Source organism: Polyangium spumosum, assembly GCF_009649845.1.
GTDB classification, from domain to species: Bacteria; Myxococcota_A; Polyangia; order Polyangiales; family Polyangiaceae; genus Polyangium; species Polyangium spumosum.
The window spans coordinates 423,269-449,919 of sequence record NZ_WJIE01000003.1; the positions used below are offsets into that span (position 1 = coordinate 423,269).

24 protein-coding genes are annotated in these 26,651 nt (G+C 68.4%); 9 read left to right on the top strand and 15 right to left on the bottom strand.

Going from position 1 to position 26,651, the window contains the following annotated elements; genetic code table 11:
* Positions 1-16: 16 nt before the first annotated feature.
* Entirely contained in the window at positions 17-1,285 is a 1,269-nt protein-coding gene (locus GF068_RS11775; RefSeq protein WP_153819463.1) for an ATP-binding protein, read from the top strand.
* Positions 1,282-3,480, top strand: a complete 2,199-nt coding sequence (locus GF068_RS11780) for a metallophosphoesterase family protein (RefSeq protein ID WP_153819464.1) — start codon at positions 1,282-1,284, stop codon at positions 3,478-3,480. The genes GF068_RS11775 and GF068_RS11780 overlap by 4 nt, the downstream gene beginning before the upstream one ends.
* Positions 3,481-3,490: 10 nt before the next feature.
* Here the strand turns inward: GF068_RS11780 and GF068_RS11785 are convergent, their stop codons facing one another.
* Together GF068_RS11785 and GF068_RS11790 are read right to left on the bottom strand one after the other, a co-directional pair.
* A complete protein-coding gene (locus GF068_RS11785; protein ID WP_153819465.1) occupies positions 3,491-4,075 on the bottom strand; it encodes a Uma2 family endonuclease in 585 nt (194 codons plus the stop codon).
* Positions 4,076-4,119: 44 nt separating this feature from the next.
* On the bottom strand, positions 4,120-5,874 hold the full coding sequence (locus GF068_RS11790; RefSeq protein ID WP_153819466.1) for a carbamoyltransferase family protein: 1,755 nt from the start codon (positions 5,872-5,874) through the stop codon (positions 4,120-4,122).
* Positions 5,875-5,975: 101 nt separating this feature from the next.
* Between GF068_RS11790 and GF068_RS11795 the strand changes: the two genes are divergently transcribed.
* Genes GF068_RS11795 through GF068_RS11810 form a run of 4 tightly spaced genes read left to right on the top strand, consistent with a single transcriptional unit; the run spans position 5,976 to position 10,580 of the window.
* Positions 5,976-7,214, top strand: a complete 1,239-nt coding sequence (locus GF068_RS11795; protein ID WP_153819467.1) for a glycosyltransferase family 4 protein — start codon at positions 5,976-5,978, stop codon at positions 7,212-7,214.
* Positions 7,215-7,269: 55 nt separating this feature from the next.
* A complete protein-coding gene (locus tag GF068_RS11800; protein ID WP_153819468.1) occupies positions 7,270-8,796 on the top strand; it encodes a glycosyltransferase family 4 protein in 1,527 nt (508 codons plus the stop codon).
* Positions 8,793-9,539: a polysaccharide deacetylase family protein gene (locus GF068_RS43535; RefSeq protein ID WP_170319438.1), complete on the top strand. Its 747-nt coding sequence runs from the start codon at positions 8,793-8,795 to the stop codon at positions 9,537-9,539. The genes GF068_RS11800 and GF068_RS43535 overlap by 4 nt, the downstream gene beginning before the upstream one ends.
* A 6-nt stretch (positions 9,540-9,545) precedes the next feature.
* On the top strand, positions 9,546-10,580 hold the full coding sequence (locus GF068_RS11810; protein ID WP_153819470.1) for a GNAT family N-acetyltransferase: 1,035 nt from the start codon (positions 9,546-9,548) through the stop codon (positions 10,578-10,580).
* Positions 10,581-10,587: 7 nt separating this feature from the next.
* Here the strand turns inward: GF068_RS11810 and GF068_RS11815 are convergent, their stop codons facing one another.
* On the bottom strand, positions 10,588-12,882 hold the full coding sequence (locus tag GF068_RS11815; RefSeq protein WP_338046329.1) for a GumC family protein: 2,295 nt from the start codon (positions 12,880-12,882) through the stop codon (positions 10,588-10,590).
* A 166-nt stretch (positions 12,883-13,048) separates the two neighbouring features.
* On the opposite strand from GF068_RS11815, the gene GF068_RS11820 reads away from it, so the two are divergent.
* On the top strand, positions 13,049-13,318 hold the full coding sequence (locus GF068_RS11820) for a hypothetical protein (RefSeq protein WP_338046330.1): 270 nt from the start codon (positions 13,049-13,051) through the stop codon (positions 13,316-13,318).
* Here the strand turns inward: GF068_RS11820 and GF068_RS11825 are convergent.
* From GF068_RS11825 to GF068_RS11855, 7 genes are read right to left on the bottom strand one after another with little or no spacing between them, the layout of a single operon-like run.
* Complete coding sequence (locus tag GF068_RS11825) at positions 13,315-13,680, bottom strand: 2Fe-2S iron-sulfur cluster-binding protein (protein WP_153819471.1); 366 nt, start codon at positions 13,678-13,680, stop codon at positions 13,315-13,317. The genes GF068_RS11820 and GF068_RS11825 overlap by 4 nt on opposite strands.
* Positions 13,680-15,626 carry a Fe-S protein assembly chaperone HscA gene (gene hscA, locus GF068_RS11830; RefSeq protein WP_153819472.1) on the bottom strand — a complete coding sequence of 649 codons (1,947 nt, stop codon included), beginning with the start codon at positions 15,624-15,626 and terminating at the stop codon, positions 13,680-13,682. Before hscA ends, GF068_RS11825 begins: the two co-directional genes overlap by 1 nt.
* Before the next feature lie 19 nt (positions 15,627-15,645).
* Positions 15,646-16,176, bottom strand: coding sequence for a Fe-S protein assembly co-chaperone HscB (gene hscB, locus GF068_RS11835; RefSeq protein WP_153819473.1), 531 nt, complete (start codon positions 16,174-16,176; stop codon positions 15,646-15,648).
* Positions 16,177-16,217: 41 nt separating this feature from the next.
* Positions 16,218-16,637, bottom strand: a complete 420-nt coding sequence (locus GF068_RS11840; protein WP_153819474.1) for a HesB/IscA family protein — start codon at positions 16,635-16,637, stop codon at positions 16,218-16,220.
* A 34-nt stretch (positions 16,638-16,671) separates the two neighbouring features.
* Complete coding sequence (iscU, locus tag GF068_RS11845; RefSeq protein WP_153819475.1) at positions 16,672-17,076, bottom strand: Fe-S cluster assembly scaffold IscU; 405 nt, start codon at positions 17,074-17,076, stop codon at positions 16,672-16,674.
* A 31-nt stretch (positions 17,077-17,107) separates the two neighbouring features.
* Positions 17,108-18,325, bottom strand: coding sequence for an IscS subfamily cysteine desulfurase (locus tag GF068_RS11850; RefSeq protein ID WP_420814119.1), 1,218 nt, complete (start codon positions 18,323-18,325; stop codon positions 17,108-17,110).
* 33 nt (positions 18,326-18,358) lie between these two features.
* Positions 18,359-18,922, bottom strand: coding sequence for a MerR family transcriptional regulator (locus tag GF068_RS11855; RefSeq protein ID WP_338046331.1), 564 nt, complete (start codon positions 18,920-18,922; stop codon positions 18,359-18,361).
* A 174-nt stretch (positions 18,923-19,096) separates the two neighbouring features.
* Between GF068_RS11855 and GF068_RS11860 the strand changes: the two genes are divergently transcribed.
* Positions 19,097-20,053 carry a lipoyl protein ligase domain-containing protein gene (locus GF068_RS11860; protein WP_153819478.1) on the top strand — a complete coding sequence of 319 codons (957 nt, stop codon included), beginning with the start codon at positions 19,097-19,099 and terminating at the stop codon, positions 20,051-20,053.
* A gap of 66 nt (positions 20,054-20,119) precedes the next feature.
* On the opposite strand, the gene GF068_RS11865 is transcribed toward GF068_RS11860, so the two are convergent.
* From GF068_RS11865 to dctP, 4 genes are all read right to left on the bottom strand, one after another.
* Positions 20,120-21,406 carry a choice-of-anchor L domain-containing protein gene (locus tag GF068_RS11865; protein WP_153819479.1) on the bottom strand — a complete coding sequence of 429 codons (1,287 nt, stop codon included), beginning with the start codon at positions 21,404-21,406 and terminating at the stop codon, positions 20,120-20,122.
* Positions 21,407-21,584: 178 nt separating this feature from the next.
* Entirely contained in the window at positions 21,585-22,913 is a 1,329-nt protein-coding gene (locus tag GF068_RS11870) for a choice-of-anchor L domain-containing protein (protein ID WP_153819480.1), read from the bottom strand.
* 266 nt (positions 22,914-23,179) lie between these two features.
* A complete protein-coding gene (gene metK / locus GF068_RS11875) occupies positions 23,180-24,445 on the bottom strand; it encodes a methionine adenosyltransferase (protein WP_153819481.1) in 1,266 nt (421 codons plus the stop codon).
* A 136-nt stretch (positions 24,446-24,581) separates the two neighbouring features.
* Complete coding sequence (gene dctP, locus GF068_RS11880; RefSeq protein WP_170319439.1) at positions 24,582-25,583, bottom strand: TRAP transporter substrate-binding protein DctP; 1,002 nt, start codon at positions 25,581-25,583, stop codon at positions 24,582-24,584.
* Positions 25,584-25,832: 249 nt separating this feature from the next.
* Between dctP and GF068_RS11885 the strand changes: the two genes are divergently transcribed.
* A complete protein-coding gene (locus tag GF068_RS11885; RefSeq protein WP_153819483.1) occupies positions 25,833-26,228 on the top strand; it encodes a T3SS (YopN, CesT) and YbjN peptide-binding chaperone 1 in 396 nt (131 codons plus the stop codon).
* A gap of 30 nt (positions 26,229-26,258) precedes the next feature.
* Here GF068_RS11885 and GF068_RS11890 read toward each other — a convergent pair whose 3' ends face one another.
* Entirely contained in the window at positions 26,259-26,648 is a 390-nt protein-coding gene (locus tag GF068_RS11890; RefSeq protein ID WP_153819484.1) for a PDZ domain-containing protein, read from the bottom strand.
* Positions 26,649-26,651: the final 3 nt, after the last annotated feature.

Below are 26,651 nucleotides of genomic sequence, written 5' to 3' on the forward strand. Positions count from 1 at the left end.
CCTCGGAGGTTCTCGCATGAGCCCCGATCCCCGAGCGAAGTTCCGCGCCCTGACCAAGGTCTTCGACCCGATTTACCGGCCGTACCTCGACGCCGACGACGGCCCCGGCTCCTCGTACGTCCCCGAGGCCCACGAGCGTTATCGCTCCGAGCTCGAGGCCGCGCTCGACCTGAACGACAACGCCAAGCTCCTGCTCGCAGGCCAGCCCGGCTGCGGCAAGACCACGCTCCTGCTCAGCATCGCGCACAGGCTCCGGCGCGAAGGGAGGCTCGTCGCGTTCGTCGACCTCGAAGCGCAGACGGCCGTGCAGGACCTCGGCTCGCTGGAGATGTACCTCGCGGCCAAGGCGGAGCTCGTCGCCGAGGTGAAAAAGGCGGGCCTCGGGCTCTCGGAGAAGACGACCGAGACGCTCCGCTCTGCCCTCGAACGCCTGCTCTCCTCGCCCGTCGCGCCCGACCTCGACGCCCTCGGCGCCGCGCTCCGCCGGCTGCTCTCCACCGTGCGCGAGAGCAAGCTCCTGCGCGACGAGCTGCGCCGGCAAATCAAGGAGTCCGGCTTCGAGCCGATCGACCTGCTCGCCGGCCTGCTCGACGACCTCGAGGAGCACCGGCCGGTCGTGCTCCTGGACGGCCTCGACAAACTCCCGCCCGTGCAGGCGCGCGACGCGTTCCTCGGCGACGAAAAGAAGCCCATGGTCGAGGCGCCGGGCGCGGCGATCCTGACGATCCCCATTTCGCTGATCTACGAGCCCACGTTCAACGTCCTCTCCGAGAGGTACAACAACGCGGGCAGCGCCGTCCTCCCCGCGGTCCGTCTCTACGATCTCGACACGCACACGAACACGCGGAGGCGCTCCGAAGAGGGCGTCTCCATCATGCGCCGCATCGTCGAGGCGCGCGTCGAGCCGATCGACCCGCGGATCGTGATGCCCGAGGCCGTCGAGCGCGCCATCGTGGGCTCGGGCGGCAACATCCGCGAGCTCGCGCGGCTCTTGCAATCGAGCGTGGTGAAGGCCCACGTCCGCCGCGGCACGTTCATCGAGGAGCAGGACGTCGCCGCCGCGATCGCCGACCAGCGCGAGTCGTTCCGCCGCGCCTACGATCCGCGATTCTTGTCGGTCCTGGAGAAGGTCCGGCGCGAGTTCCGCCTCGAAGGCCAGGGCGACGTCACGAAGCAGCTCCTCTACGGGCTCTGGGTGATCGAATATCGTAATGGTATCGCCTGGTATTGCCTGCCCGACCCGGTCGAGCAGCTCCTGCGGCAAATGGAGAACTGGGCCGGATGACCCCGGAAGCACGCATCGAGGAGCTCTCCGCGCGGCTCTCGCTGGCGCAAGGCTCGCCCTCCCTGCTCGTCGTGGTGGCCGAATCCGACGCGACGCTCGACGAGGCCCGCGGCCTGCTCGTGGGTATTCTCCGAAAAGCGCCGATGCGGGTCGAGGACCTCGGCGCGTGTGACGTCGACACGGGCCCGGCGCGCTGGGCGGAGCTCACGCACGAGCACGAGGCCGACGCCTACGTGCTCTCCGCGGCGCCGTGGGGCCCGTTCAGCGGCGGCGCCTTCGCGGGCCTCTTGAACGCCGAGCGCGAGTTCTTGCGCCGGCTCGCGGGCCCCGTCTTGCTCGTCGTCTCCCGCGAGACCGAGCGAATCCTCCGGCAAAAAGCGCCCGATTTCTTCACGTGGGCCGCGCGGACGTACGAGCTGCCCGCGCCCGCGGAGCTCGTCGCCATCGCCCGAAAGGTCGGCGCATTGCCCGAGCGCGCGGCCGGCGACGCCGCGGAGGAGCCGCCCGTTCGGTTCCTCCACCTCTCGGACCTGCATTTGAGGCCGCAGCGGGTGAAGCGATACGATCAGGACCGCGTCCTGCGCGGCCTCGTCGATTTCCTCGCGCAGGACCGCGAGCGATTCCCGCTCGACCTCGTCTTCGTCACGGGCGACCTTGCCCACAGCGGCAAACCGGACGAATTCGAGCTCGTGGTCGACCTCTTCCAGCGTATCCTCGACGTGACGGGCGTGGCGCCGGCGCATTTCTTCGTCGTCCCCGGCAACCACGACGTCGACCGCGACGTGGGTCGGTGGCTGCGGCGCACGCTCGACAAGGACGAGGAGGCCATCACATTCTTCGAGGACGAGCACGCCCGGCGGTTCCACACGCAAAAGCTCGAAGCGTATCGCCAGGCGCTCGGGTCCCTGCTCGGGGAGGACCGCGCGCTTGGGCTCGGCGTCGGCGCGAATGCGGTGGAGGTCGTGACGGTGCGCGGCGCGCGGATTGCGGTGGCCTCGTTCAACTCGGCATTTTTCGCGCAGGGCGACGACGATCAAGGAAAACTCTGGCTGGGCGAGCCGAACATCGATCGCGCGGGCGATCGTATCGCCGACGAAGGCGCGCGTGCCGCGATCGCGCTCCTGCACCACCCGTTCGAGGCTCTCCACGAGCTCGAGCGCGACGTCATCGAGCACCGCTTCGAGCGGGTCTTCGATATCGTGTTACGCGGCCACATGCACCAGCAAAAGAGCCGCGGAATCGCCTCGCAGCGCGGCGGGTTCGTCGAGCTCGCGGCGCCGTCGGCCTACCAGGGCAGCCCCTGGCCGAACGGCTGCCTGCTCGGTGAGCTCTTTCCACGCGCGGGGAAGGTTCGTATTACCCCGTACGCGTACGCTTCGGGCGCGGATCCGTGGGTGCTCGATACGAGGGTATTTCCGGACGACGCCAAGGACGGCTATACGCACACGTTCAGCGTGCCCGGGAAGAAGCGGACGCCGAGCGTCTTGCGGCGGCATCTGGCGCAGGCGGCGGAGGAGGCGGTGGAAGCCGCGCCGGAGGCCGTGCAAAGGCAAGTGGCGAAGGTGCTCGGCATCGAGGCGCCGAGCAGCCGGATGTCAAAAGAGGTCGCGAAGAAGGTGGCGCGGGCGGCCGCGGCGAAGGTGGACGATCCGGCGATGCTCGCGAACGTGGTGGACGAGCAACGCATGAGCACGGCGCTGAGCAAGACGGCGGCGGACGAGCTCGAAGCGGGGGGACCGACGCGGATTCCACGGTCGGATCCGCAATTTTTGGAGAAGGCGCTCTCGCGGGTGGCGGAGTTCATTCACCACAAGGTTCGCGGCAAAGTAGCGAAGAGCGCGGCGCGCGAAGAGATCCTCGCGCAGCTCATCGCCGCGGCGCTCGGTCACGTCGTCGATGGGCCGGTCTCCGTTCAGCCCTTGCTCTCCGACGGGACGCGACCGGACATCCTCATCGGCAGCCTCAACGAAGCGCCGGCGGTCCGCTCGGTCGTCGAAGTAAAGCTTGCCAGAAAGGCGTCCGGGAATCTTCACGATGCAGGGCTCATGCAACTCGACCGCTATCTAAAAAGCGTCGAGGCGGCGCATGGCGCATTCGTGCTGGTTCACACGGGGGAGAGCGAAAAAGAGCCCTGCATCGAGCACACGAAGACCCCGACAGGCCGGGAGATCCTCGTGTTGCACCTATTCTGGTAGGGGCGTGGGGTCAGGAGGCGAGCTCGGGCTCCTCGAAGGCTCCTCGATAAACGGCGTCCACCGAAAGCGAACAGCCAATCGATAAGAGGTCGATCGAACCGCTGCGCGCTTCGTGCAGGGCCCAAGCTCCTTCCTGGGCCCGGCGATAGACCTCGATGCGCTTCGTCTGGTACGAGACGAGCACATATTCACGGAGCGAGGGAATCTGCCGGTAATGGGCGAACTTCTCGCCACGGTCGTACCCTTCGGTGCTCTTCGAGAGGACTTCGACGAGCACGACGGGATTCACGACGCCGTTGTTGTCTTCGGGATCCACCTGCAGCCTGCCGCAGACGACGCTGACGTCGGGGTAGGTCGATAAGCCTGTGGCCTGGACCCGGATGCGAACGTCCGCTGGGTGCACGCGGCAAGGGCGCCCTTCGAGCTGGTTGCCGAGCGCTCGGAGCACGTTACCCGCGAGGAGCCCATGATCCGGCGTCCCCCCGGACATGTCGTAGATCTGTCCGTCCAGGAACTCATGCCTCGTCTCGCTCGCCTCCTCGAGGGCCAGATACTCGGCGATCGTCACCTTGAGCTTCCCCGCCGGCTCCGACATGACCGAACCTCCACCCTCAGCGTAGCACGCCCGCCCTTCCCCCGTCAGCCCCCCTCGCCGCCCGGTTTTTCCAGCCAGAACGACCCGATCCCCAGCGCATCCATCCTCGTCCGCCGATAACAATCGATGGCCTGCTCCGGCGTGTGCACGATCGGCTCGTTTTCGTTGAACGACGTGTTCAAGAGCACCGGGATCCCCGTCTTCTCCTCGAAGACCCCGAGCAGGTCGTAATACAGCCCATTCTCCGCGCGCCGGATCGTCTGCACGCGCCCCGTGCCGTCCTCGTGCGTGATCGCCGAGAGTTTGTCCTTCCACTCCGGGCGCACCTTGTAGACGATGATCATGAACGGCACCTCGTGATCACCGCGGAAACACGTGCTCAATTTCTCGAGCCGCACCACGGGCGCGAAGGGCCGGAAAGGCTCGCGGTTCTTGATCCGCGCATTCAACGTGGCCTTCATCCCGGGCCAGCCTGGGTGGCAGAGGATGCTCCGATTGCCGAGCGCGCGCGGGCCCCACTCCTCGCGGCCCTGGAACCAGCCCACGATCTTCCCCTCGGAGAGCGCCTGCGCCGCCGCCCCGAGCAATTCGCCCCGGCCGAGCTTGCGGAAGGGCAGGCCCGAGCCCACGAGCGCAGCCTCGATTTCGTCGTCCCGGAAGCTCGTCCCCCAGTACGCGTGCCGCACCTCGGGCGTCCGCGCCTCGCCGTGCACGCCGTGCTTCACCCAGAGCGCCGCCCCCACGGCCGTCCCGTCATCCGAGGCCGCAGGCTGAAAATACGCCCGGTCCACCCAGCCCTCGGTGATCATTCGACCATTACCCACCGAATTCAGCACCGACCCGCCCGCCATCACCACCTGGCGCACGCCCGTCCGCTCCACCGCGTCCGCCACGAGCGCGAGGTACACCTCCTCGAACCGCGTCTGCAGCGACGCCGCCACGTCCCTCTCCCGGTCCGTGATCGGATCCTCGCGCCGCCGCGCCGGGCCGAAGAGCGACGCCATCGCGTCCGACCAGAGCCGCGGGACCTTGATCTCCGCGCCGTCCACGCTCTCCATCCCCTCGCTCGTCTTGTGGTGCCGGAACCACGTCAAATCGAGCCGGATCCCCTGCTCCGGATCCCAGCGCACCACGCGGCGCATCTCCCGGGCGAATCGATTCACCCCGTACGCCGACAGACCCATCACCTTGTATTCCTCGCCGAACCTGTCGAAGCCGAGGAACTGGCAGATGGCCGTGTAAAACACCCCGAGCGAGTGCGGCCAGAGGTTCTTCCGCAGGACGTCGATACGATTGCCCTCGCAGAGCCCGACGAGGCTCGTCGCGAAATCACCCGCGCCGTCACACGTGATCGCCGTCGCCCGATCGAACGGAGACCAGTAAAACGCGCTCGCCGCGTGCGCGAGGTGATGCTCGACCCGATGGAATTTCGCCCGGATCGAGGCCTCTGCCACGCCGAGCGCCTCGGCCACGAGGCCCGCGCTCGTCGCGACCTCCCGGTGCACCGCGAGCCGCTTCACCACGCTCGGGACGCCCGAAAAAGGCCGCGACGCCACGAACGCGACCTTCGACGCCACGTTCGCCCGCGGATCACGCGCCACCGCGATGTCCGTCACGTCCCGATGCGTCGCCCCCGCGAGGCGCAGGACCTCGGACACCGCGAGGCGCGGGAAACCTGCGCAGTGTTTTTTCCGGTTGATCCGCTCCTCGGCGATCGCCGCGAGGATCCCTCCCTCACCGACCAGCGCCGCCGACGCATCCCCGTGGGCCGAATTGATGCCCAAGACCAGACGAGACATTCATTTCTCCGTTGCGCGGAGGACGCGCGGAGGCGAAAGGTAACGACCAAAAGCGGGCAGCGTCAAGCCGGCTCCGCCCGAGGCCCGCGGGATCCCTTCGCATGCGTGTCGTCGCCGTCAACCAATTTTATGCCCCCGACCACGCCGCCACCTCGCAGCTCCTCACCGAGCTCTGCGAGGACCTCGCCGACGCCGGCGAAGACGTGACGGTCATTGCGAGCCGCGGCGGATACCTCGGCGGAGGTGCACCTCCCCTTCCGACCCGCGAGCACATCCGCGGCGTCGACGTCGTCCGCCCCCCGGCCACGCGCTTCGGCAAGGCCACGATGGCCGGCCGCCTCGCCGATTACCTGTCGTTCTGGGCGACGAGCGTGCTCGCCGCCGCGCTCGAAGCCAAACCCGACGTGCTGCTCGTGCTCACGACCCCGCCGATGATCGCCGCGGGCGGCGCGCTCGTCGCCCTCGCACGCCGTCTGCCGCTCGTGACGTGGGTGCAGGACGTCTACCCCGACGCGGCGACGAAGCTCGGGTACCTCGCGCCCCGCGGCCCCGCCTCGCTCGCGCTCTCGGCCCTCGGCCACGCCACGCACCGCGCCGCCGCCCGCATCGTCGCGCTCTCCTCCGGCATGGCCGACCGCCTCGTCGCCCAGGGCGCGCCACGCGAGCGAATCCGCGTGTTGCCGAACTGGTCGGACGGTCGCCTCGTGTCGCCCCGCGGACGCGAAGGCCACCCTTTCCGAAAAACCCACGCGCTCGAAGGCAAATTCCTGGCGATGTACAGCGGCAACCTCGGCATCGGGCACGACGTCCGGACGTTCGTCGAGGCCGCGCGGCGCTTGAAAGACCACGTGCCCGAGCTCGTCGTGCTCTTCATCGGCGACGGCGTGCGGCGCGCCGAGGCGGAGGCGCTCGCAAAGGGCCTCGAAAACGTGCGATTTTTGCCGTACCAGCCCCACGACGCGATCGGCGAGAGCCTCTCGGCGGCGGACGTGCACCTCGTCTCGCTGCGCGAGGACCTCGAAGGACTGCTCGTCCCGAGCAAGCTCTACGGCGCGCTCGCCGCGGGCCGGCCCGTGATCTACCTCGGACCGCCGCGCTGCGAGGTCGCCCGCGTGGTGCGCGAGGACGATCTCGGCTGGACGGGACGGCCCGGCGACGTCGAGGGCCTCTGCCGCGCGCTCGAGGACGCGGCCACGCGAAGAGCTGCCTGGGACGAAAAGGGCGCGCGGGCCCGCAGGATCTTCGACGAACGGTACGATCGTCCCGTATCCTCGGCCCGCTTCCGCGCCCTCTTGCAGGAGGCGTCGAAGGAACCTCCCCCGCTCGCCTTTGGCTCTTGAATGTGGAAGGACGTCCGAACAACCAAGATCCAGCGATGACGAGAGGCATCGGCGCATGAGGACCTACCTGGCGGCGTTCGCGCTCTCGGCGCTCGTCAGTGGGATTTTCACGCCGCTCGTGCGCCTCCTCGCGTTCCGGATCGGCGCGGTCTCGCGCCCCGGGGGCCGGCACGTGCACGGCCGCGAGACCCCGCGGCTCGGCGGCCTCGCGATTTTCGCGGGGTTCTTCGCGCCGCTCATGGGCCTCTTTTTCGTGCAATCGGTCGTCGCGCAGGCGTTCACGCAGGACGTCCGCAAGGTCATCGGCCTCTTCGCGGGCGGCGCGCTGCTCTGCGGCGTCGGCGCGATCGACGATACGCGCGGGCTCCGGGCGCTGCACAAGCTGTATGCGCAGGTCGCGGTGGCCGTGCTCGCGTTCGCCTGCGGATTCCGGATCGACGCGATTTCCTTGCCCTTCGTGGGCGAGCTCTCGATGGGCATCTTCGCCTTGCCCGTCACGGTGCTCTGGATCGTGGGCATCGTGAATGCGGTGAACCTCATCGACGGCCTCGACGGCCTCGCCGCGGGCGTGGTGTTCTTCGCGGGCCTGACCAATTTCGTCGTGGCGTATCTCTCGTTCGGCACACTGCCGGCGCTCTTCATGGCCACGATGATGGGCACGATCATCGGGTTTCTTTTCTACAATTTCAACCCGGCGCGTATCTTCATGGGCGACTCGGGGAGTTATTTCCTCGGATACGTCATCGCCTCGACCTCGCTCATCGGCGCGACGCAAAAAGCCTCGACCGCGGTCTCGCTGCTCGTGCCCGTGGTCGCCCTCGGCGTGCCGATCTTCGACACGCTCTTCGCGATGGTGCGCCGCTGGCTCGAGCGACGGCCGCTCTTCTCGCCGGACCGCGGCCACATTCATCACCGCCTGCTCGACATGGGCATCACGCACCGCCGCGCGGTGCTCATCATTTACGGCGTGAGCGTGCTGCTCACGGTGGCGGCGATCGGCATCTCGCTCGGCCGGAGCTGGCAGGTGGGGCTCGCGCTCGTCGCGAGCAGCGTGGTGTTCATGGGCCTCGTCCGCGCCGTGGGGTATTTCGAGGAGGTCCACGGGCGGCGGCGCCAAAAAGAGCGGCTCCGCTCGCGCGACAGCGAGATCCTGCGCCGCCTCTTGCCGCGGCTCCCGGCGCGCTTCGAGGCGGCTCGATCGGAGGCCGACGTGCTCTCCGCGCTCGGGCTCTTCGCGCTCGAAGGGCAGCTCTCGTTCGTCGAGATCCTCCCCGTGACCGGCGGCGAGCCGACGGCGTTTCGCTGGACGAACCCGAAGGACGACGACCCCTTCGGCCGCGACGTGGTGTCGGCGCGTTATCCGATCGGCCGGGACGACGCGGCGCGCGCGGAGCTCAAATTCGGCTTCCGGAGCGATTTCGGGGACGTCTCGCCGCAGACCGAGGTGCTCTTGCAGGTCGTGACCGACATGGTGGAGGCGAGTTTGTCGCGGGTCGGGAGCCTGCTCGCGCCGCGGGTGCTCGCGGACGCGGAGGCGCCCGAAGCGGCGGCGCTCGCGGCCGCCTCGGAGATCGGGCGGTGATCCTTCTTTATCATCACATCCTGCCCGAGGGCCCGGCCCCTGGGTTTGCCGAAGAGGACGGGCTCACGTTCCGGCACAGCCCCGAGGGCCTCCGATTCCACCTCACGGAGCTCCGGCGCCGAGGATATCGATTCGGCTCGCTCGACGGCCTCGTTCGTCAGCTCGACGGCGGCGCCCGGGAGGACGTCCGCTCGGCGTTCGTGACGTTCGACGACGGCTGGCGAAACCAGTACGAGCACGCGTTGCCGATCCTGCGAGCGCTCGGGATCCCGGCGACGTTTTTCGTGACCACGAGCCATCTCCGCGAGGAGAGCGCGTGCGCGAAACGAATGGGCCCCGCCGAGCTCCGGGCGCTCGCCGACGCGGGCATGACGATCGGCTCGCACACGCGCACGCACCCGGACCTCGCGCGCCTCGACGATACACGCCTCGACGACGAGCTGCGCGGCAGCCGGCAAGACCTCGAGGATCTGCTCGGCAAACCCGTCACGTTGTTCGCGTATCCGGGCGGCTCGCTCTCCGCGCGCGTGGTCCGCGCCGTGCGCCGGGCGGGCTACGAGGCCGCGTGTTCGAGCTACGGCCCGGCGCGGAACGACGCCACGTCGATCTTCTGGATGTATCGCGACGTGATCAGCGAGTCGATGCGCAGCCTGCGGGATCGTTATCGCCTCTCCCCCGTCGCGCGGGCGCTCCTCACGTTCCGCGTCGAGCGCCGCCTGCGTGAGGGCCTGCACCGCGCCTGAGGAGCCATGACGGATCTCTCGGTTCGGGCATTTTCGCGCGAGGAAGTCCGGGATCACGTCGAGGCGTTCGCGCAGCTCCACGGCGTGCGGCCGGAGGATTTCGACGTCGATTTCATGGACTGGTGGTTCTTCCAGAACCCCACGCACGAGGGGCTCCTCGCGGGTGTGTTCGACGCCGACAAACTCGTGGGGTACGTCGGGTTCGCGGCGCAGCACCTGCGCGTGAAGGGGCGGCGCGTCTCCGCCGCGATCCTGAGCAGCGCGTTCACGCACCCCGATTATCGCGGCAAAGGGCTCTTCCAGCGATTGATCCGGTACCTCGTCGAGGTCGCGGGCGAACGTGGCCACGAGGCCGTCTTCGGCTGGCCGAACGAGGCCGCGCTGCGCATCTATCTCGGCCGCCTCGGCTTCTCGGCGCTGTTTCCCGTGGACCGATCCGCCCGCCCGGTGTCCTTTGGCCCGCTCGGCGCGAGATTCGGCAAAACAGGCGTCTTCGTCGCCGCATGTGCGGGCGCCGCGCTCGATCGAATCCTCCCGCTGCGCCTCGGGCGTCACCGCTACGAGATCGGGCCTGCCTCCGAGCACGAATGGGAGGGGTTCATGGCGCGCGTGATCGCCGACGCCGATTGCATGCTGGAGCGCCCGCGCGCGTACGTCCGCTTTCGCCTGTCGCGTCCGCGGCGCGAGTACCTCGAGGTGCTGCTGCGGGACGAGCGCGGCGTGCTCCGGGCCTGGGCTGCGGCCCGCCTGCCCGTACCGGGCGAGCCGTCGCGCCTGCACGTCGGCGATTTCCTCGTCGATCCGCGCAGCCGCGGCGCGCTCCGGGCGCTTTTTGCGGCCTGCGCCATGGAAGCCCGCCGCCGCTCCCTCGAGCAGGTCTACACGATCGCGCGCTCGCCGCGGATCGGGAGCTCGCTCTCCGCCCTGGGTTTTTTATCGAGGCGCAGCACGACGCCCATCGTGGCGATCGCGACGTCGGGCGCGGATCTCTCACGCTATCGGGCGTGGGAGTATCGCGACGCCGACATGGACATGTTCTGATCGGCCGTCAGGAGGGCGGCGCGCTCGCGGCGCCGTCCGCGTCGGGATCGCCGCCCTTGCGGGATCGACGAGGCGGCGGGTCGGCCTCGTAATATCCCTGCCGCTGGTAATAATAATATCGATACTTGTATTCGTGTTTGCTGAAGTTCACGGCGTTCAGCACCGCGCCCGCCTTCGTCGCGCCGATGTCCTGCAGCGCCCGCACCGCGTGCCGCGCGAGCTCCTTCGTCGTCTTGAAGGCGCGCACGACGAGCACCGTGCCGTCGACGAGCGTGGAGAGCACGGCCGCGTCCGTGACCGGCACGATCGGCGGGCTGTCGATGATCACCCGGTCGAAGCGCTTCTTCACGTCGTCGAGGAATTTCTTGAACTTGTCGCTGTGGAGCAGCTCCGCCGGGTTCGGCGGAATGGGGCCCGCCGGGATGACCCACAGGTTCGGCACGTCCGTCTCGAGCACGGCGTCGTCGAGCGAATCTTCGATCATCGCCGTCGTCACGCCGACCTCGGAGGTCTTCCGGAAGACGCGGTGCACGCGCGGCCGGCGCAGATCACAGTCGATGAGCGCGACCTTCTGCCCCGCCTGCGCCATGACGATGGCGATACACGTGGCCACCGTCGTCTTGCCCTCCGAGGGCCCCGCGCTCGTGACGAGCAGCGTGCGATAAGGTTTGTCGGGGGCCATGAAGAGCAGGTTCGTCCGGATGGTGCGGGCCGCCTCGGCGATGCCGCTCGTCGGCTGCTCGTGCACGATGAGCTCGGAGTTCGTCACGCGCACCGGCTTGCCCCGCTGCCGCCGCGGCGTATACGTGCCGGGTTTGCCCCCGTCGTCGATCTCGGGCAAGAGGCCGAGGAACGCCAAGCCGAGGTCCTTTTCGACTTCGTCGGGCGTCTTCAAGCTTCGATCGAGCAGGCCGCGGGCGAGCGCCGTCGCGATGCCGAGCAGGACGCCCAGAAACACCCCGATCGCGATGCTGCGCGTGACCTGCGGCCGCACCGGCGCGCGCGGGACGAGCGGCCGATCGAGGACGCGGATGTTGTTCACGCGCAAGACCCGCGCGAGGTCGCTCTCCTTCGTGCGCTCGAGGACGAGCGAATAGAGCTTCTCGTTGTTCTCCTTCGAGCGGCGGAGGCGGTTGTACTCGATCTCGAGCAAATTCAGATCGAGCGCCTGCTTCTTCGCCCGCTCGAAGAGCCCCGACAAACCAGCCTCCTGGCGCTTCAGGACGGCGAGGTCCTTGTCGAGCGCGCGCTGGATGTTCTTCACCTCGGCGAGCAAGGCTTTCTTCGCTGCCTCGGCCCGCGCGTCGGCCTCCTTCACGTCGGGGTAATTGCGCCCCTTGCCCTCGCCGAGCAGGCCGTCCCGCGTGCGGATCGCCTCCTCGTACGAGGTCCGCAGGCCCATCAGGACGTTGCTCTCGAGCAGCTCGCTCGCAGGCAGATCCGTGGGGTTGTCCCCCTTGATCTTGGCGAGCTCGTCGCGCCGCGCCTGCACCTCTTCCTTGCGCGTGCGGACCGAGGTGAGCGTGTCATTGAGCTGCTTCATCTCCTCGCGCAGCATGTTCGACTGATCGTCGATCGCGACGGAGAGGATGTTCTTGGTCTCCTTGTACTCGTGCAGCGCCATCTCGCTCGACTCGAGGTCGACCTTGAGTTTGTCGAGCTGGCTGCGCAGCCAATCCGCGGCCGTCGCCGTGGAGGTCACCGCGTCGTCGAGGTTTTGCTGGACGTACGTATCGACGAGGACGTTCAAAATGCGCTGCGCGCGCTGCGGGTCGGCGTCCTCGAGCTTCACCACCGCGAGCCGGCTCTCCTTGATCGGCTCGACCTTGAGCCGACCGCGGAGCACCTCGGCCGCGATTTCCTCGGACACCTGGGCCTCGGGCGCGGGTGCGCCCGGCGGCAGATTGCCGAGGAACGCGCCGTCGTGCTGGAGCCCGAGCTCGCTCACGACGGCCGTCGTGACCTTCATCGATTGGATGATCTTGTATTGCGTCTCGTAATACTCGCGGTTGTCCCAGAAGCTGCCCGAGCCGAGATCCACGATGTTCTCGACCTTCTGGCCGAGCGGGCGCGGTGGGTTCGGGTCGAAGAGGATCGTCGCCTGCGCCTGGTAAATTTTGACCTGGCCGAGCGTGTTGAACGTGGCCGCGAGCGAGACCACGAGCGCCGCCGCGAGCGCCGTCGACCAGTACTTGCGCACCATCTGCCAGACGACGGCCGGGCTCAGGGCCCCCTCGGGCGCGCGCTCGACGGCCGAGATCGGCTTGGGCGTCAGGGGCGAGCTTCCAGAGGCGTCGTTCACGGCAGGGCAGGTCGAGGGGCGGCCGAGCTTTTCGGCCCCGCGTAAGGTGCGCCCGCGCCCCGGGATGTTCAAGCGGGCCGCGATCGCAGCAAGAGCTTACTCCGTCGCAAGGATCGCGGCCGAAAATTGGGGGAAAGGGAGGTGGGCGGGCTACGGTCGGCCCTACGTGCTCGGTGATCTCGTCAAGCGCCTGGTGAACGGCGTGGTGTTCCTGCTCGGGAGCCTCGCGTTTTTCCTCGTCCCCGTCGGAGGCAAGACGTCGGCGCAACACGTCGTGGCGATCTTCTCCACGAAGCCAGCGCGCGAGGCGGCCCAGGCCTTCGCCCACGCCGCGCAGGACCTCGCGCGGGAGGTCGCGAAGAACGTGGAGCGAGCCAAGCGCGCCCCGGCCCTGCCCGACGCGAAGCCGAAGCCCGCGAGCGGAGCCTTGCGTTAGCCCTTCTTCACCTTGCGCGGGTCCGTGTGCTGCGGGTGCTCGTTGTAGAAGGCATCGAGGCTCTCGCGCGAGATCTCGGCCTCGATGTCGCCCTCGCGCTCGATCTTCGCCTGGCAGCCGAGGCGCGAGTTCAACCGCACGTCGAAGGCCTTGTCGAGGATGTCGTCCTCGTCCTCCTCGGACTCGGAGAGCAGCTCCTTGCCACGCAAGACGTACACGTGGCACGTCGAGCACGCGCACACGCCGCCACACGCCGAGCCCTCGGGCGCATCGACCTTGCGCGCCGCTTCGAGGAGCGATGTCCCGACCGGTACCTCGACGTCGTACGTCGACCCGTGCGCCAGAAACCGTACCTTTGCCATCAGCTTCCCGTCTCGGAGGCGTCCGCAGCCTCTGCGCTCTGCCCCGCGTGTTCAGCCAGGTGCGCCTCGACGCCCCGAGCCTTCGCCACGGTCGTCTCGATCGCCCCCACGTCCTTGCCCGCGATCGCCCTGGCGATCGCACGATCCATGCGCCGACCCGCCCAGTCGTGCGTGACGTCGTCGAGGACCTCGGTGCGGCCGCGGATGATCGCCGCGCGCGTGCCCCGAATGGCCTCCTCGAGCCCGGCGAGCGCCTCTTCGATCCGCGCGCGCTCCTCGTCACCTTCGAGCAGATCCGCGTCGGCCACGAGCGCCTTGCGCGTCGCGAGCACGACCCGCTCGGCCTCGACGCGCGCCTCGATGAGCTGACGCTTCTCGAGGTCCTCCTCGCCGTGATCGAGCGCGGCCATGAGCATCGCCTCGACCTCCTCGTCGCTGAGGCCGTAGCTCGGCTTGACCTCGACCTTCTGCTCGACGCCGGTCGTGAGCTCCTTCGCGGTCACGCTGAGCAGGCCGTCCGCGTCGACGCGGAAGGTGACCTCGAGCCGCGCGAGGCCCGCGGGCATGGGCGGGATTCCTTTGAGCACAAACCGAGCGAGGGAGCGGCAGTCGGTCGCGAGCTCACGCTCGCCCTGCACGATGTGCAGATCGAAGCCGGTCTGGTTGTCCGCGTAGGTGGTGAAGGTCTGCCGCGCGCCGGCGGGGATCGTGGTGTTGCGCGGCAGGATCTTCTCGACGACGCCGCCCATGGTCTCGAGGCCGAGCGAGAGCGGCAGGACGTCGAGGAGGAGGACCTCGCCCTCACGCTCCGTCGATCCTGCGAGGATGTCGGCCTGGATCGCGGCCCCGAGCGCGACGACCTCCTCGGGATCGAGGTCGCTGAGCGGGCGCTTGCCGAAGAGTTTTTCCACGTACGTGCGCACGAACGGCACGCGCGTCGAGCCGCCGACGAGGATGACGCCGTCGAGCTCGTCGGCCGAGACGCCCGCGTCACGGAGCGCGCGCCGACAAGCGACGCCCGTGCGCTCGACGATCGGCTTGATGAGCGCGTCGAACTCGTCACGCGTCACGAGGACCTTGCGCCCCTCGATGTCGGCCTCGACGCGATCACTCTCGGTGAGCCCGTGCTTGATTTTGCGCGCCGTATCGAGCGCGAGGCGCACGAGCTCGCGAGGTCGGCTCTCCGGAGAGACACCGAGGTCCTGGAGGATCCGCTCGGCGAGCGCGCGATCCATGTCGTCGCCACCGAGCGCGCTGTCGCCGCCCGTCGAGCGCACCTGGAAGACGCCGTCGTCGAGCAGGAGGATCGTGATGTCGAAGGTGCCGCCGCCGAGGTCGTACACGGCGAAGAGGCCGTTCTTCTGCTTCTCGAGGCCGTACGCGAGCGCCGCGGCGGTCGGCTCGTTGAGGAGCCGGAGGACGTCGAGGCCCGCGAGCTTGCCCGCGTCCTTCGTCGCTTGCCTCTGCGCGTCGTCGAAGTAGGCGGGCACGGTGATCACCACGCCGCCGACGGAGCGGAGCTCGTCCTCGGCGAGCGAACGCAGGGCCTTCAGGATCTCGGACGAGACCTCGACGGGCGTGACGGCGCGGCCACGCACGAGGAACCGCACGCTCTTCGCCTCCTCGGGCGTCTTCGGCTCGGCGAACTCGTAAGGGCCGAGCCTTCGCGTCTCGGGATCGTCGGCCCCGCGCCCCATGAACCGCTTCACGCTGACGATGGTCTCGCGCGGGAAGTCGACCGCGATGCGCTGCGCGTCCCTGCCGACGATCACGCGGCCGCGAGGGTCGTAGTGCACGACCGAGGGGACGAGCTTCTCCGCGTTGCAGTCGGCGATGACCACGGGCTTGCCGTCCCGCACGCGCGCGACGAGCGAGTTCGTGGTGCCGAGGTCGATGCCGATCGGCCTCGGGGCCGCCTTGGGGTCGAAGATTTCGAGCAGAGCCATGGAGGATCTCTTTCAGGGATCAGGGAGAGAGCTCTTCTTCGATGGCCGCCGCCTCGTCGAGGAACCGCCGAAGATAACGGAGCTCGCCGAGCTCGGGCAGGACGACCGCGAGCTTCTTCGGATCCGGATCGGACGCCGCGAACTGACGCGCCATCGAGGCGAGCACCTCGCGCTCGCGCCCGCGCACCACATCCGCGAGCGCATGTACGGCCGCGAGATCCTTGCGCCGCCGCGCGTCGCCGAGCTCCTCGCGCCGCTCCATCATCTCCATCAGGAGATCGGGCGACGGCTTGGGCTCGGCAGTCTCGCCGACGGGCACGCCCGCGCGCCGGAGGAGCGCCTCGGCGCGGCGGATCGGATCCTTGAGCACGCGGAAGGCGTCGTTCACCTCGATCGCGCGCGACAGGGACAACCGCCGCTCGGCCGCGGGCGCGCCGGCGTAACGGTCGGGGTGGAGCGCGCGCGAGAGGTCGCGATGCCGGCGCGCGAGCTCGTCCGGTTCGAGGTCGAAGCGGGCCTCGACGCCCAGCGTCTTGAAGGGATCGATCATCGTGGAAGGAGCGGTGGGAAAGCACCCGCCGCGCCGCGGCGTCAACCGACGGTGAACGAGTGGCCGCAGCCGCAGCGGCTGGCTTCCTTGGGGTTCTTGAACTTGAAGCCCTGAAACATCAGGGTCTTCTCCCAGTCGAGCACCGAGCCGCCGAGGTAGAGGATGCTCTTCTTGTCGCAATAGACGCGCACCGTGCTCTTGCCCTCCTCGGGGAACTCGAGCACGAGGTCGCCCTTGCGCGGAGCGTCGTCGTCGAACTCGATGACGTACGAGAACCCCGAGCAGCCGCCGCCGCGGATCCCGATGCGGATCGCAGCGTCGGGCGTGCCCCGCTTCGCGAGGTTCGTCCGCATCGCCTCCACTGCCGCGGTCGTCACGCCGATCGTCTTCTTCGCGTCCGTCGGCGCAGGCGCTCGCTGCTCTGCCTGGTTGCCCTGCGAAATCTCGCTGCTCGCGTTCATCGTACGTTCTCCGTCCGCCTACGGCCGCGCGCCGTCACTGCCCCGAGAGGGCCTTCTTCGCCGTCTGCTTCGACCGGAAATCGGCGATGGCGCTCTTGATCGCGTCCTCGGCGAGCACCGAGCAGTGGATCTTCACCGGCGGCAGGTGGAGCTCCTCCGCGATCATGCTGTTCTTGATCTGCTCGGCCTCGTCGATCGTCTTGCCCTTGAGCCACTCCGTGGCGAGGGACGAAGAGGCGATCGCCGAGCCGCAGCCGAACGTCTTGAACTTCGCGTCCTCGATGACGCCCGCGTCGCTCACCTTGATCTGCAGGCGCATCACGTCGCCGCAAGCGGGCGCGCCGACGAGGCCCGTGCCGACGTGCTCGTCGTTCTTGTCGAGCGTGCCCACGTTGCGCGGGTTCTCGTAGTGCTCGATGACCTTCTCGCTGTATGCCATGGCTCCGAACTCTCCTACCTCGAATCGAAAATCAGTGCGCTGCCCACTGCACGGAGGCGAGATCGATGCCTTCCTTGTGCATTTCGTAGAGCGGGGACATCTCGCGAAGCTTGTTCACCTTGCGGATCACGAGGTCGGCCACGTAGTCGACCTCCTCCTCGGTGGTGAAGCGGCCGAGGCCGAAGCGGATCGAGGAGTGCGCGAGGTCGTCGCCGATGCCCATCGCGTGAAGCACGTACGAGGGCTCGAGGCTCGCGCTCGTGCAGGCCGAGCCGCTCGACACCGCCACGTCCTTGATCGCCATGATGAGGGCCTCACCCTCGACGAACGCGAACGAGACGTTGAGGTTGCCCGGGAGCCGGTGCTCGAGCGAGCCGTTCACGAAGACCTCCTCGAGCTCACCCGTGATGCGCCGCCGCAGCTTCTCCCGGAGCGCGAGGATGCGCTCGCTCTCGGCGCGGCCCTCCTCCAGCATGATCTGCGCGGCCTTCGCGAAGCCCACGATGCCCGGCACGTTCAGCGTGCCCGAGCGCATGCCGAACTCGTGCCCGCCGCCGTCCATCGTCGCGACGAGGCGCACGCGCGGCTTCGACCGGCGCACGTAGAGCGCGCCGACGCCCTTCGGCCCGTACATCTTGTGCGCGGTGATCGAGGCGAGATCGACGTGCATCGCCTCGACGTCGAACGGCACCTTGCCCACGCCCTGCACCGCGTCCGAGTGCAGGAGCACGCCGCGTGACCGCGTGATCTTCCCGATCTCGGCGATCGGCTGCACCGTGCCGACCTCGTTGTTCGCGAGCATCACGGAGACGAGGATCGTCTTGTCCGTGATCGCCTTGGCGACGTCGTCCGGATCGACGAGCCCGTCCTTGCCCACCGGCACGTACGTCACCTCGAAGCCCTGCTTCTCCAGGCGCTTGCACGTGTCGAGCACGGCCTTGTGCTCGATCACCGTGGTGACGATGTGGTTGCCCTTCTCCTTGTAGAGCTCGGCGACGCCCTTGATCGCGAGGTTGTCGCTCTCGGTCGCGCCCGACGTGAAGACGATCTCCTTCGGGTTCGACGCGCCCACGAGCTTCGCCAGGATCTCCCGCGAACGCGAGACCGCCTCCTCCGCCGTCCACCCGAAGGCGTGGCTGCGGCTGGCTGCGTTGCCGAACTTCGCGTTGAAATACGGCAACATCGCCTCCACGACGCGCGGATCGACCGGCGTCGTGGCGTGGTAGTCCATGTAAATCGGGATCTGGATCGACATCACTTTCGTCTCTCTTCGAGCCACCCTCTAGCGATCCGCGCCGCCTCGGGAATGCCCGTTTCCACCATGAATTCCGGCCACCAGCTCGGGCTCGGCCTGCGTCCGGTCGTGCACGCTGCAGTCCGTGCAAGCAGCCACGAGCTCTTCGGGATCACACGTGTCGCACGTGTCGAGGTAATCGATGCTCGCCACGAGCTCACGCTCGAGCGACGAGAGCCGCGTGATCTGCGCGCGCGTCTCTTCGAGCTGCTGCAGGTAGATCGACCGGATCCGCGCCATCGCCTCCGGCGCCGACGGCGCGCTCTCCCAGAGCGCGACGATCTCCTGGATCTGCGCGAGGCTGAGGCCGAGATCGTGCAGCTTGCCGATCCACCGCACGCGCGTGACCGCAGCCCGATCGTAGAGCCGATACCGGCCCTTCGAACGCGCATGCGGCCGGAGCAAGCCCACCTCCTCGTAGTGGTGGATCGCCCGCACCGTCTTGCCGACGGCACGCGCGATGTCCCCGACCTGGAGGAGACGCTCGCCCCCCTGCCCGTCCCGATCCTCGTCCAGATCCGGCGGAACGAGCCCCGCATCGGCCCGCTGCACACCCCGAGCACGAACGCCATCCGGGAGAGGAAGGACACCCCTCTCGTAGCCCCGCGCTAAAGGTAAATGCCGAACCGACCGCATCCCGAACTCCAACCCTCACGTATGCGTTAGGGTGACCTAACGGAAGGTTTAGGCGGCCCACGGGAGGCTGTCAACCGGAGCAGGACGAAAATGCACGCGATCGAGCCCAAGAAGCGCCCGATCCCCGAGGCCCTCGCGCTCGGCCCCGCGCTGCTCGGGCGGGCCGAGCAGGCCCAAGCCGTCCACGTGGCGCTGAGCCTGGTCGACGGGCCCGCCGTGGTGCTCGGCGCAGCACAACGAGCAGGACGCGTCGTGGAGCTCGCGGCGTGCACGACACGAGGCGTGGTGGTGCTGCGCCGCGCGACGACAGGGACGGCAGCGTGGCTCGGCGGCCGCGGGCTCGTCGTCACGCTCGCGCTCCCGCACGTCGCCGCGCTCGTGGCCGACGCGACGCCGCGCACGCTGCTCAACCGGAACGTGCGGCCGCTGCTGCGAGGGTTCTCTCACGCGGGCGCGCTCGCCCACTACTTCGGCCGCGAGTGGATCTCGCTGCGAAAGCGGCCCGCCGCGCTGCTCGGCTTCGACGTGACACCCTCGGGCGCAGTCCTGATCGAGGTGTTCGTCGGTCACGACGAGCCGATCGCGCTGCCCACGAGCCTGACGAGCGTCCATGAACGCGCGCTCGATCGCTTCGGCGGCAAGCAACCAACCTCGCTCTCGGAGATCATGCCGAGCGCGGCGCCCGAGGCGTTCGCCCACGCGCTGCTCGAGGGGTTTTTGGCGCGCGTGGAAGAGCCGGCGACCGCGCTCGCGCAAGACACGGGCGAGCTCGACACGAGCCCCTTCGCTCCGATCACGAGCGCGCTCGATCCGGTGCCCGAGGCGTTCGTCCTGCATCCGGCCGCGCGTGTCCCGATCGGGTGGCTCGAGTCGGCCAGCACGTCGCCCGAGGGAGGCGAGCGCCACGTGTGGCTCGGCGGCGACGTGCTCGCGCCGCGCTTCGCGCTCGATCGCATCGCCCACGGCGACGCCCCGCCGCCCGACATACCGCTCGAAGGCGCGACGCTCGCGGACCTCGTGGCCCGCCGGGACCTCGGTTTGGTTTGACGAACCTTTGGAGCACAAAAGAAAAACGCCCCGCGCATGCAGGGCGTCCTCCTCAGCGCGAGCGGCTCACTTGGGATCTTCGATCGGATCGGTGCCGACGACGACCGTGCCGCCGTTCGCGACCCACTCGAAGCCGTCGACGAGGACCGTCGAGTCCCACGAGGTGTCACCCGTGTCCCAGATGGCCCAGCGGATCGTCACCTCGTCGCCGCCCTTGATCGGGGCCTGCGTCTGCAGCCACGACGTGGCGCCCGCCTCGTCCCAGGTGCCGAAGCCCGTCTCCGCCAGCTCGGCCGGGCCGGAGGGGCAGAGGAACTGCGGGTAGAACGAGTCGTACTGGCAGACGTCGAAGAACGCGATGTTGACGCTCACCGGGTTCGTGTTCTGGTCGAAGGAGATGTTGCCGTTGATCGAGCCCATCGGCGCCGGCTGCACGAGCGCGATGAACTGATCGTTGTACGACGTGCAGACCCACTCGGGGAACTCCATCGAGTAGAACTTGAACTTGAACCTGTAGCCCGTCGCGTTCTTCGGCGACCGGACCTTCACCTCGAGCCCGACGTCGTCGTTGATGTCCGGATCACCCGAGCAGCCCGGGACGTCCTGCGGGAAGCCGGGAGGCGGGGTGCCGGCGCCGATCTCGCTGCAGCTCAGGCCGCCGCAAGAGCCGGCCTGGCTCGGCAAGCGCGCGTAACCCGAGGAGAGCGTGAGCATGCGCGTGCCCTTCTGCACGTTCACGTTCGGCCCGAAGCCGCTCTGGATGCCGATGTGCCGCGAGTAGTTCGCCGGCGCGCCGTTCGCGCGGACGTACTGCGCGCTGAGCACGCCCCACTTCTTCTCGTCCGGCGTGATGAACTGGCAGAGGTCGAGCGCGCGCGCGCCGTTCTGCGGATCCGCGTCCTGGAGCGCGATGTTGTCGTCGCACGACGCAGGCGCGACGTTGTCGACGACCGTGTCGCAGTCCTCATCCGCAGGCTTCGCCATCGGATCGTTCGGATCCGTGGCGACCTCGATCGAGCCGGGAGAGACGTTGGCGTCGCAGTCGTTGCAGTCGCCCTGCGCCTCGGAGAACCCGTCTCCGTCGTCGTCGACGTTCGGGTCGTTGCTGCACTGCGCGTCGCCTGCGCCAGAGCCGCCCGCGCCCGGCCCGACGAACGAGCCGCCGACGCCGTCCGAGCTCGAGGTCGGCTGCCCCGCGCCACTGCCGCCCTTGCCCGACGAGTCTTCCCCGCCGGCCCCGCCGTCGCCTGGGAACTCGCTGCGTTCACCCGTCGCCGTGCAACCGCCGGAGCCCGCCGCGGCGACGCCCAGGACCGCGGCGAGACCGAACAGAACCAGATGGCTACGCTTCATGATCCTTCTCCACCCCCGCTCGCGCGGAGGACAAGCCAAGCCAGACGCAAACGCGCGCAGAGCCGCACACCCGGCGCGCGCGGTCGGTTCGAAAGTGTACCAACGTGATGGATTTCGGAAACCAGAGATCACGCCCGGAGCGACACGAAGATCATGACGCTCCGGGCACGCGCGAGCGTCACTTCGGGATGATGACCTCGGTGACCGTCGTGCCGGGCTTTCCAGACCAGCGCCAGTTGTCGACCAACACGGACGAGTCGAGCTTGCCGTCGGTGGAGTCGTAGATCACGAGGCGAAGCCGGATCGGCGCGCCGCCCGGCGTCACGGCCGTCGTCGTGCGCAGCCACCCCGTCGAGCCGTGCGTCCACCCGAGGTTGGCGTCGTCCTTCTCGAACATGGTGCCGAGGAGCGGCGACTTGCCGAGCGCGCACTTGAAGGGGAACGTGCTCGCGATGCACTCGTTCGGGGGGTTGTTCGGGCAGCCGCACGCCTCGAAGAACTTGTTGTTCACGCTGATCGGCGCGCCGAACATGTCGAACGCGATGTTGCCGTCGCCCTGCCCCATCGGGAACGGGATCATGTACGCGATGAAGAAGTCGTTGTACTCCGTGCACAACCAGTCGGGCCACTCGTAGCTGAAGAACTGGAAGTCGAACGAGACGCTGAGCGCGTTCGTCGGGACGGTCAGCTCGAGCTCGACGCCCGTCGCGTCGTTCGGCAAACCCGCGAGTTTGTCCGGGCACGAAGGGCTCGTCTTCGGGAAGCCGAAGGGCGGATTGCTCGTGTAACCCTTCTCGAAGTTGCGGTACGTGGCGTCCGGGTCGCCCTTGTCGCGCGCCTTGCCCGACGACAAGAGCAGCATCGAGCTGCCCTCCTGCGGGTTGTTGTTCGTCCCGAGCTTCGGGACGATGCCATGCCCGAGGTGGAAGCTCGCGGCCTTCACCTCGTCGACCGGCGGCGGGCTCCCGTCCGAGAGCACCCACTTCGCGCTCTTCAAGAACTTGCAGACGCCGATCGCCTTGGCCGCGTCGACCGGATCCATGCTCGCGAGCGCGAGGCCGCTGTCGCAGGCCGGCGGCAGGACGTCGACCGTGCCGTCGCAGTCCTCGTCCGCAGGCTCGGGGAGGTTGCCCATCTCGTCCGGCTCGGCGATGACCTCGACCGCGCTCGGGTTGACGAACTTGTCGCAGTCGTTGCAGTCGCCCTCGAGCTCCGTGAAGCCGTCGCCGTCGTTGTCCGCGTCGGGCAAGCCCTCGTCGCAGAGCGAGCCGCCGCCGGCGCCGCCCGAGCCGCTCGACGAGTTGCTCGTCGTGATGAGGATGTTGCCGTCGCCGCCCTGGCCGTTGTTGCCAGAGCCGCCCATGCCGCCGGCAGCGCCCGCGCCGCCGGCCCCATCCCCGCCGTTACCGCCGCCGCCGCCGCCCGCCGCGCAAGCGCCCGCCGCCGCCGCGACGACCACGCACAACCCGACGACCCCGAACCAAGACGATGTTCTCAGCCGCTTCATGACGACGCCCTCGTGATGAAAAAGAAGATCCCGGGCTCACGGTCGCCAGAGGCCCAGGGCCCGCCTGGATCGCCATGACGAACGGGACCTTGGGGGAAAGGAAGTCGCGCGTATCGCTGGACACGGCGAGCGCAAGCATGCCCAGGTTAGCCGAACGGCGGGCAGGCTGTCACGCGCTCGGGCCCCGCGAAGGGCCCGAGGAACGCTCGGTGAGGCTGAGGGGAGAACGGAGGGAAGGTGAGAGAGAACGCGGTGGGCGCGCGATGTCAGGCTTCGGGCGAGGCCGCAGAAGCCTTCTTGCGCTTCTTCTGGTCCTTCTTGCCGGTGCCGTTCGTGTGCGAGGAGCCGTTCGTTCCGGCCGCGGCCGAGACCGTCGGGCGGAGCAGGTCGTCGGCCATCTTGGCGGCGCGGTCCGTCTTCTCCCACGAGAAGTCGTCCCGGCCGAAATGACCGTACGCCGCCGTCTTGCGGTAGATCGGCTTGAGCAGGTCGAGCTGCTCGATGATCGCCTTCGGCCGCATGTCGAAGCTCTCGAGGATGTACTTCTCGAGCACCTCGTCGGCGACACGACCCGTGCCGAAGGTGTTCACGTTGACGCCCACCGGCTGCGCGACGCCGATCGCGTAGGCGATCTGCACCTCGCAGCGCGCCGCGAGCTTGGCCGCGACCACGTTCTTCGCGACGTAACGCGCGTAGTAACAGGCCGAGCGGTCGACCTTCGACGGGTCCTTGCCGCTGAAGGCGCCGCCGCCGTGCCGGCCCATGCCGCCGTACGTGTCGACGATGATCTTGCGGCCCGTGAGGCCCGCGTCGCCGTAAGGGCCGCCGATGACGAACCGGCCCGTCGGGTTGATGTAGAACTTCGTGTTCTTGTCGACGAGCTTCTGCGGCACGACCTTGTCGATGACGAGCGAGCGCATCGCCTCGACGATCTCCTTGTGCTTGACGTCGGGCCCGTGCTGCGTCGAGAGCACGACCGCCGCGATACGCACGGGGACGTCGTTCTCGTACTCGATCGTCACCTGCGTCTTGCCGTCGGGCCGGAGCCAGCCGACCTTCTTCGACTTGCGGACCTCGGCGAGCTTGCGGGCCATGCGGTGCGCGAAGGAGATCGGCGCCGGCATGAGCTCGGGCGTCTCGTCCGTGGCGTACCCGAACATCAGGCCCTGGTCCCCCGCTCCCTGCTCCTTGAACAGGCCCTCGCCCTCCGTCACGCCGCGCGAGATGTCCGGGCTCTGCTTCTCGATCGCCGTGAGCACCGCGCACGTCTCGAAGTCGAAGCCCATCGACGAGTCCGTGTAGCCGATGTCCTTGATCGTGTTGCGAACGACCACGGGCATGTCGACCCAGGCCGTCGTCGTGATCTCGCCGGCCACGATCGCCATGCCGGTCTTGACCATCGTCTCGCACGCGACGCGCGCTCCCGGATCCTGCGCGAGGATGCCGTCGAGGATGGCGTCGGAGATCTGGTCGCAAATCTTGTCGGGATGGCCTTCCGTGACGGACTCGGACGTGAACTGGTAACGGCGCATGGATGCTCCTTGGGACGGACGGGGCGTACGCATACGCCGTGGACGATGCACCGTCAACGCGCCGAACACGACAAAAGCGAAGCGCCGGGCCTCTCGATGGCGGCCCGGCGCGCGCGACACTCTCGCTGGAAAACTGTCAGCCGCCCAGCCCCTCGAGCTTGGCGACGAGGCCAGGAGCGAAGGTGCCCTGCGTGAGGCGACCACGCACCTGCTTGAAGAGCCCTTGCCACTTGGCCTTCTCGTCGGCCGTGAGCTCGACGACCGTCATCTTGCCCTTCAGGCGGCCGAACGCGGCGTCGTCCTCCTTGCGGATGCGTTGCGTGAGCGCATTGGCGGCGACCTTGCCGGTGTCCTGGAGGATGGCCTTGAGGTCGCCCGGCAGCGCGTCGATCTTCTTGCTGTTCACGACGAGCGCGCCGATCGCGAAGCCGGAGGTGTCTGCGACGATGTGATCGAGCTTCGACGCCCACTGGAGCTGCTCGGCCGCGAGCGCCGGCGCGACGAGGACGTTGATCGCGCCCGTGTTGAGGTTGGGGAGGACCTCGGGGATGTTGAGCGGGACGGGCGTGACGCCGCCGACGACCTGGAAAAACACCGGCATCGCCGCGTCGTCGCGCCACACGTACGGCTTCTTGCCCGCGAAATCGCCCGGCGAGCGGATGGCGAAGCCCTTCGACATGAGGTGCGCACGGCCGACGTCGCCCCAGCCGAGGATGCGGAAACCAGCGTCCGCCGCGCCCTTCTCGAACTCGGGCCGCATGGCCTCGCGCGCGGCGTCGAGCTTCGCCCACGAGGAGAAGAGGCCCGGCATCTGCAACGCGAGGATCGGCTTGTACACCTTGCCGAGACCAACCGCCGTGACCGCGGCGCCGTCGAGCTGGCCGGCCTTCATCTTGCCGACCATCGCGCCTTCGTCGCCCTGCTGGCCGTTGTAGAAGAACTGCAGCTCGAGCCGGCCGCCGCTCTTCTCCTTGACGGCCTTCTCCCAGACACTGAACACCTGCCCCCAGGGGCTCGACTTCGGCGCGAGCGTGCCGATCTTGATCACGTCCGCCGCACTCGCATCCTGCGACGCGCCGATCCCCGCGAGGACCGTCAGGGCGCCGAGCAGTTTCACCATCGCTCTTCGCAGCATCATGAGAAGCCTCCGTCTCGGTTCTTCCGACCCTCGTACGCGACGTGTCTCGAGGGTTTCTCCTGGCCTGCGCATGTTCGTATACCGGAGCTCGTCGCTCTCGAACAGACAGGCTCGCCCCGCACGCACACACGATGCACCGCAGCATCGAGCCTCGCGTTCCAGGAAGAGGGCAGCACGGGACGGTGGACGATGGGCCGTCGACGTTATTCACGTTGCCGCATCGCGAAAAACCCTGATGATAACGACCCGATGACCCTGGACGAGATCCGCGCCGTCCTCGAGGCGCAAGGATGGCCGGTCGAGCGGCTCTCCGAGGCCACGATCCGCAGCCGCTTCCGCAGCAAGGACCGTATTTTTCCGCTGTTCGTACACCTCGAACCGCTCTTCGTGACGTTCGCCGTGATCCCCTTCGCGCGTTTGCCCGAGGACCCGGACTCCGCCGAGGCGCTCATGTCGCGCCTGCTCAAGCTGAACCGGGAGATCAACCTCGCGAAGTACTCGGTCGACGACGACGGCGACATCATCCTGAGCGTCGAGTACAGGATCGAGCACCTCGACCCGAGCGAGATCCGGGACGCCGTGGACGTGCTCTCGTTCTACGCCGACAAACACCACGAGGACGTGAACAAACTCGCCGGCGCGTGACGCGTCAGGCTGCGTCCGGGCCGAACGCCGTCACTCGGCGATCGTCTCGGTGCGCGGGCGCTCTTCCTTCTTCGCGTCGAGCAGGGCGCGACGCTCGACGCGCACCCTTCGCACCTCTTCCCCACGCACGATCGTGAGGCGCACGGACGAACCGACGTCGCCGCGCAGGAGCGCGCGGATCTCCTTCGCGTCGAGGTCACGCACGTAGCGGCCCTCGATCATGACGAGCTCGTCGCCCGGCAAGAGCCCCGCGCGCTCGGCGGCGAGGCCCGGGGACAGGTCACGCACGTAGAGCGCGCCCGTGTCGTTGTGCCGCGAGAGCACGGCGCCGATGGAGCCCTTCTTCGGGTCGGCCGCGCACGCGAGCCCGAGACCCAGGAAAAACACGAGCAGCAGCGCTCGAGCGGCGCGCACGGACATGCC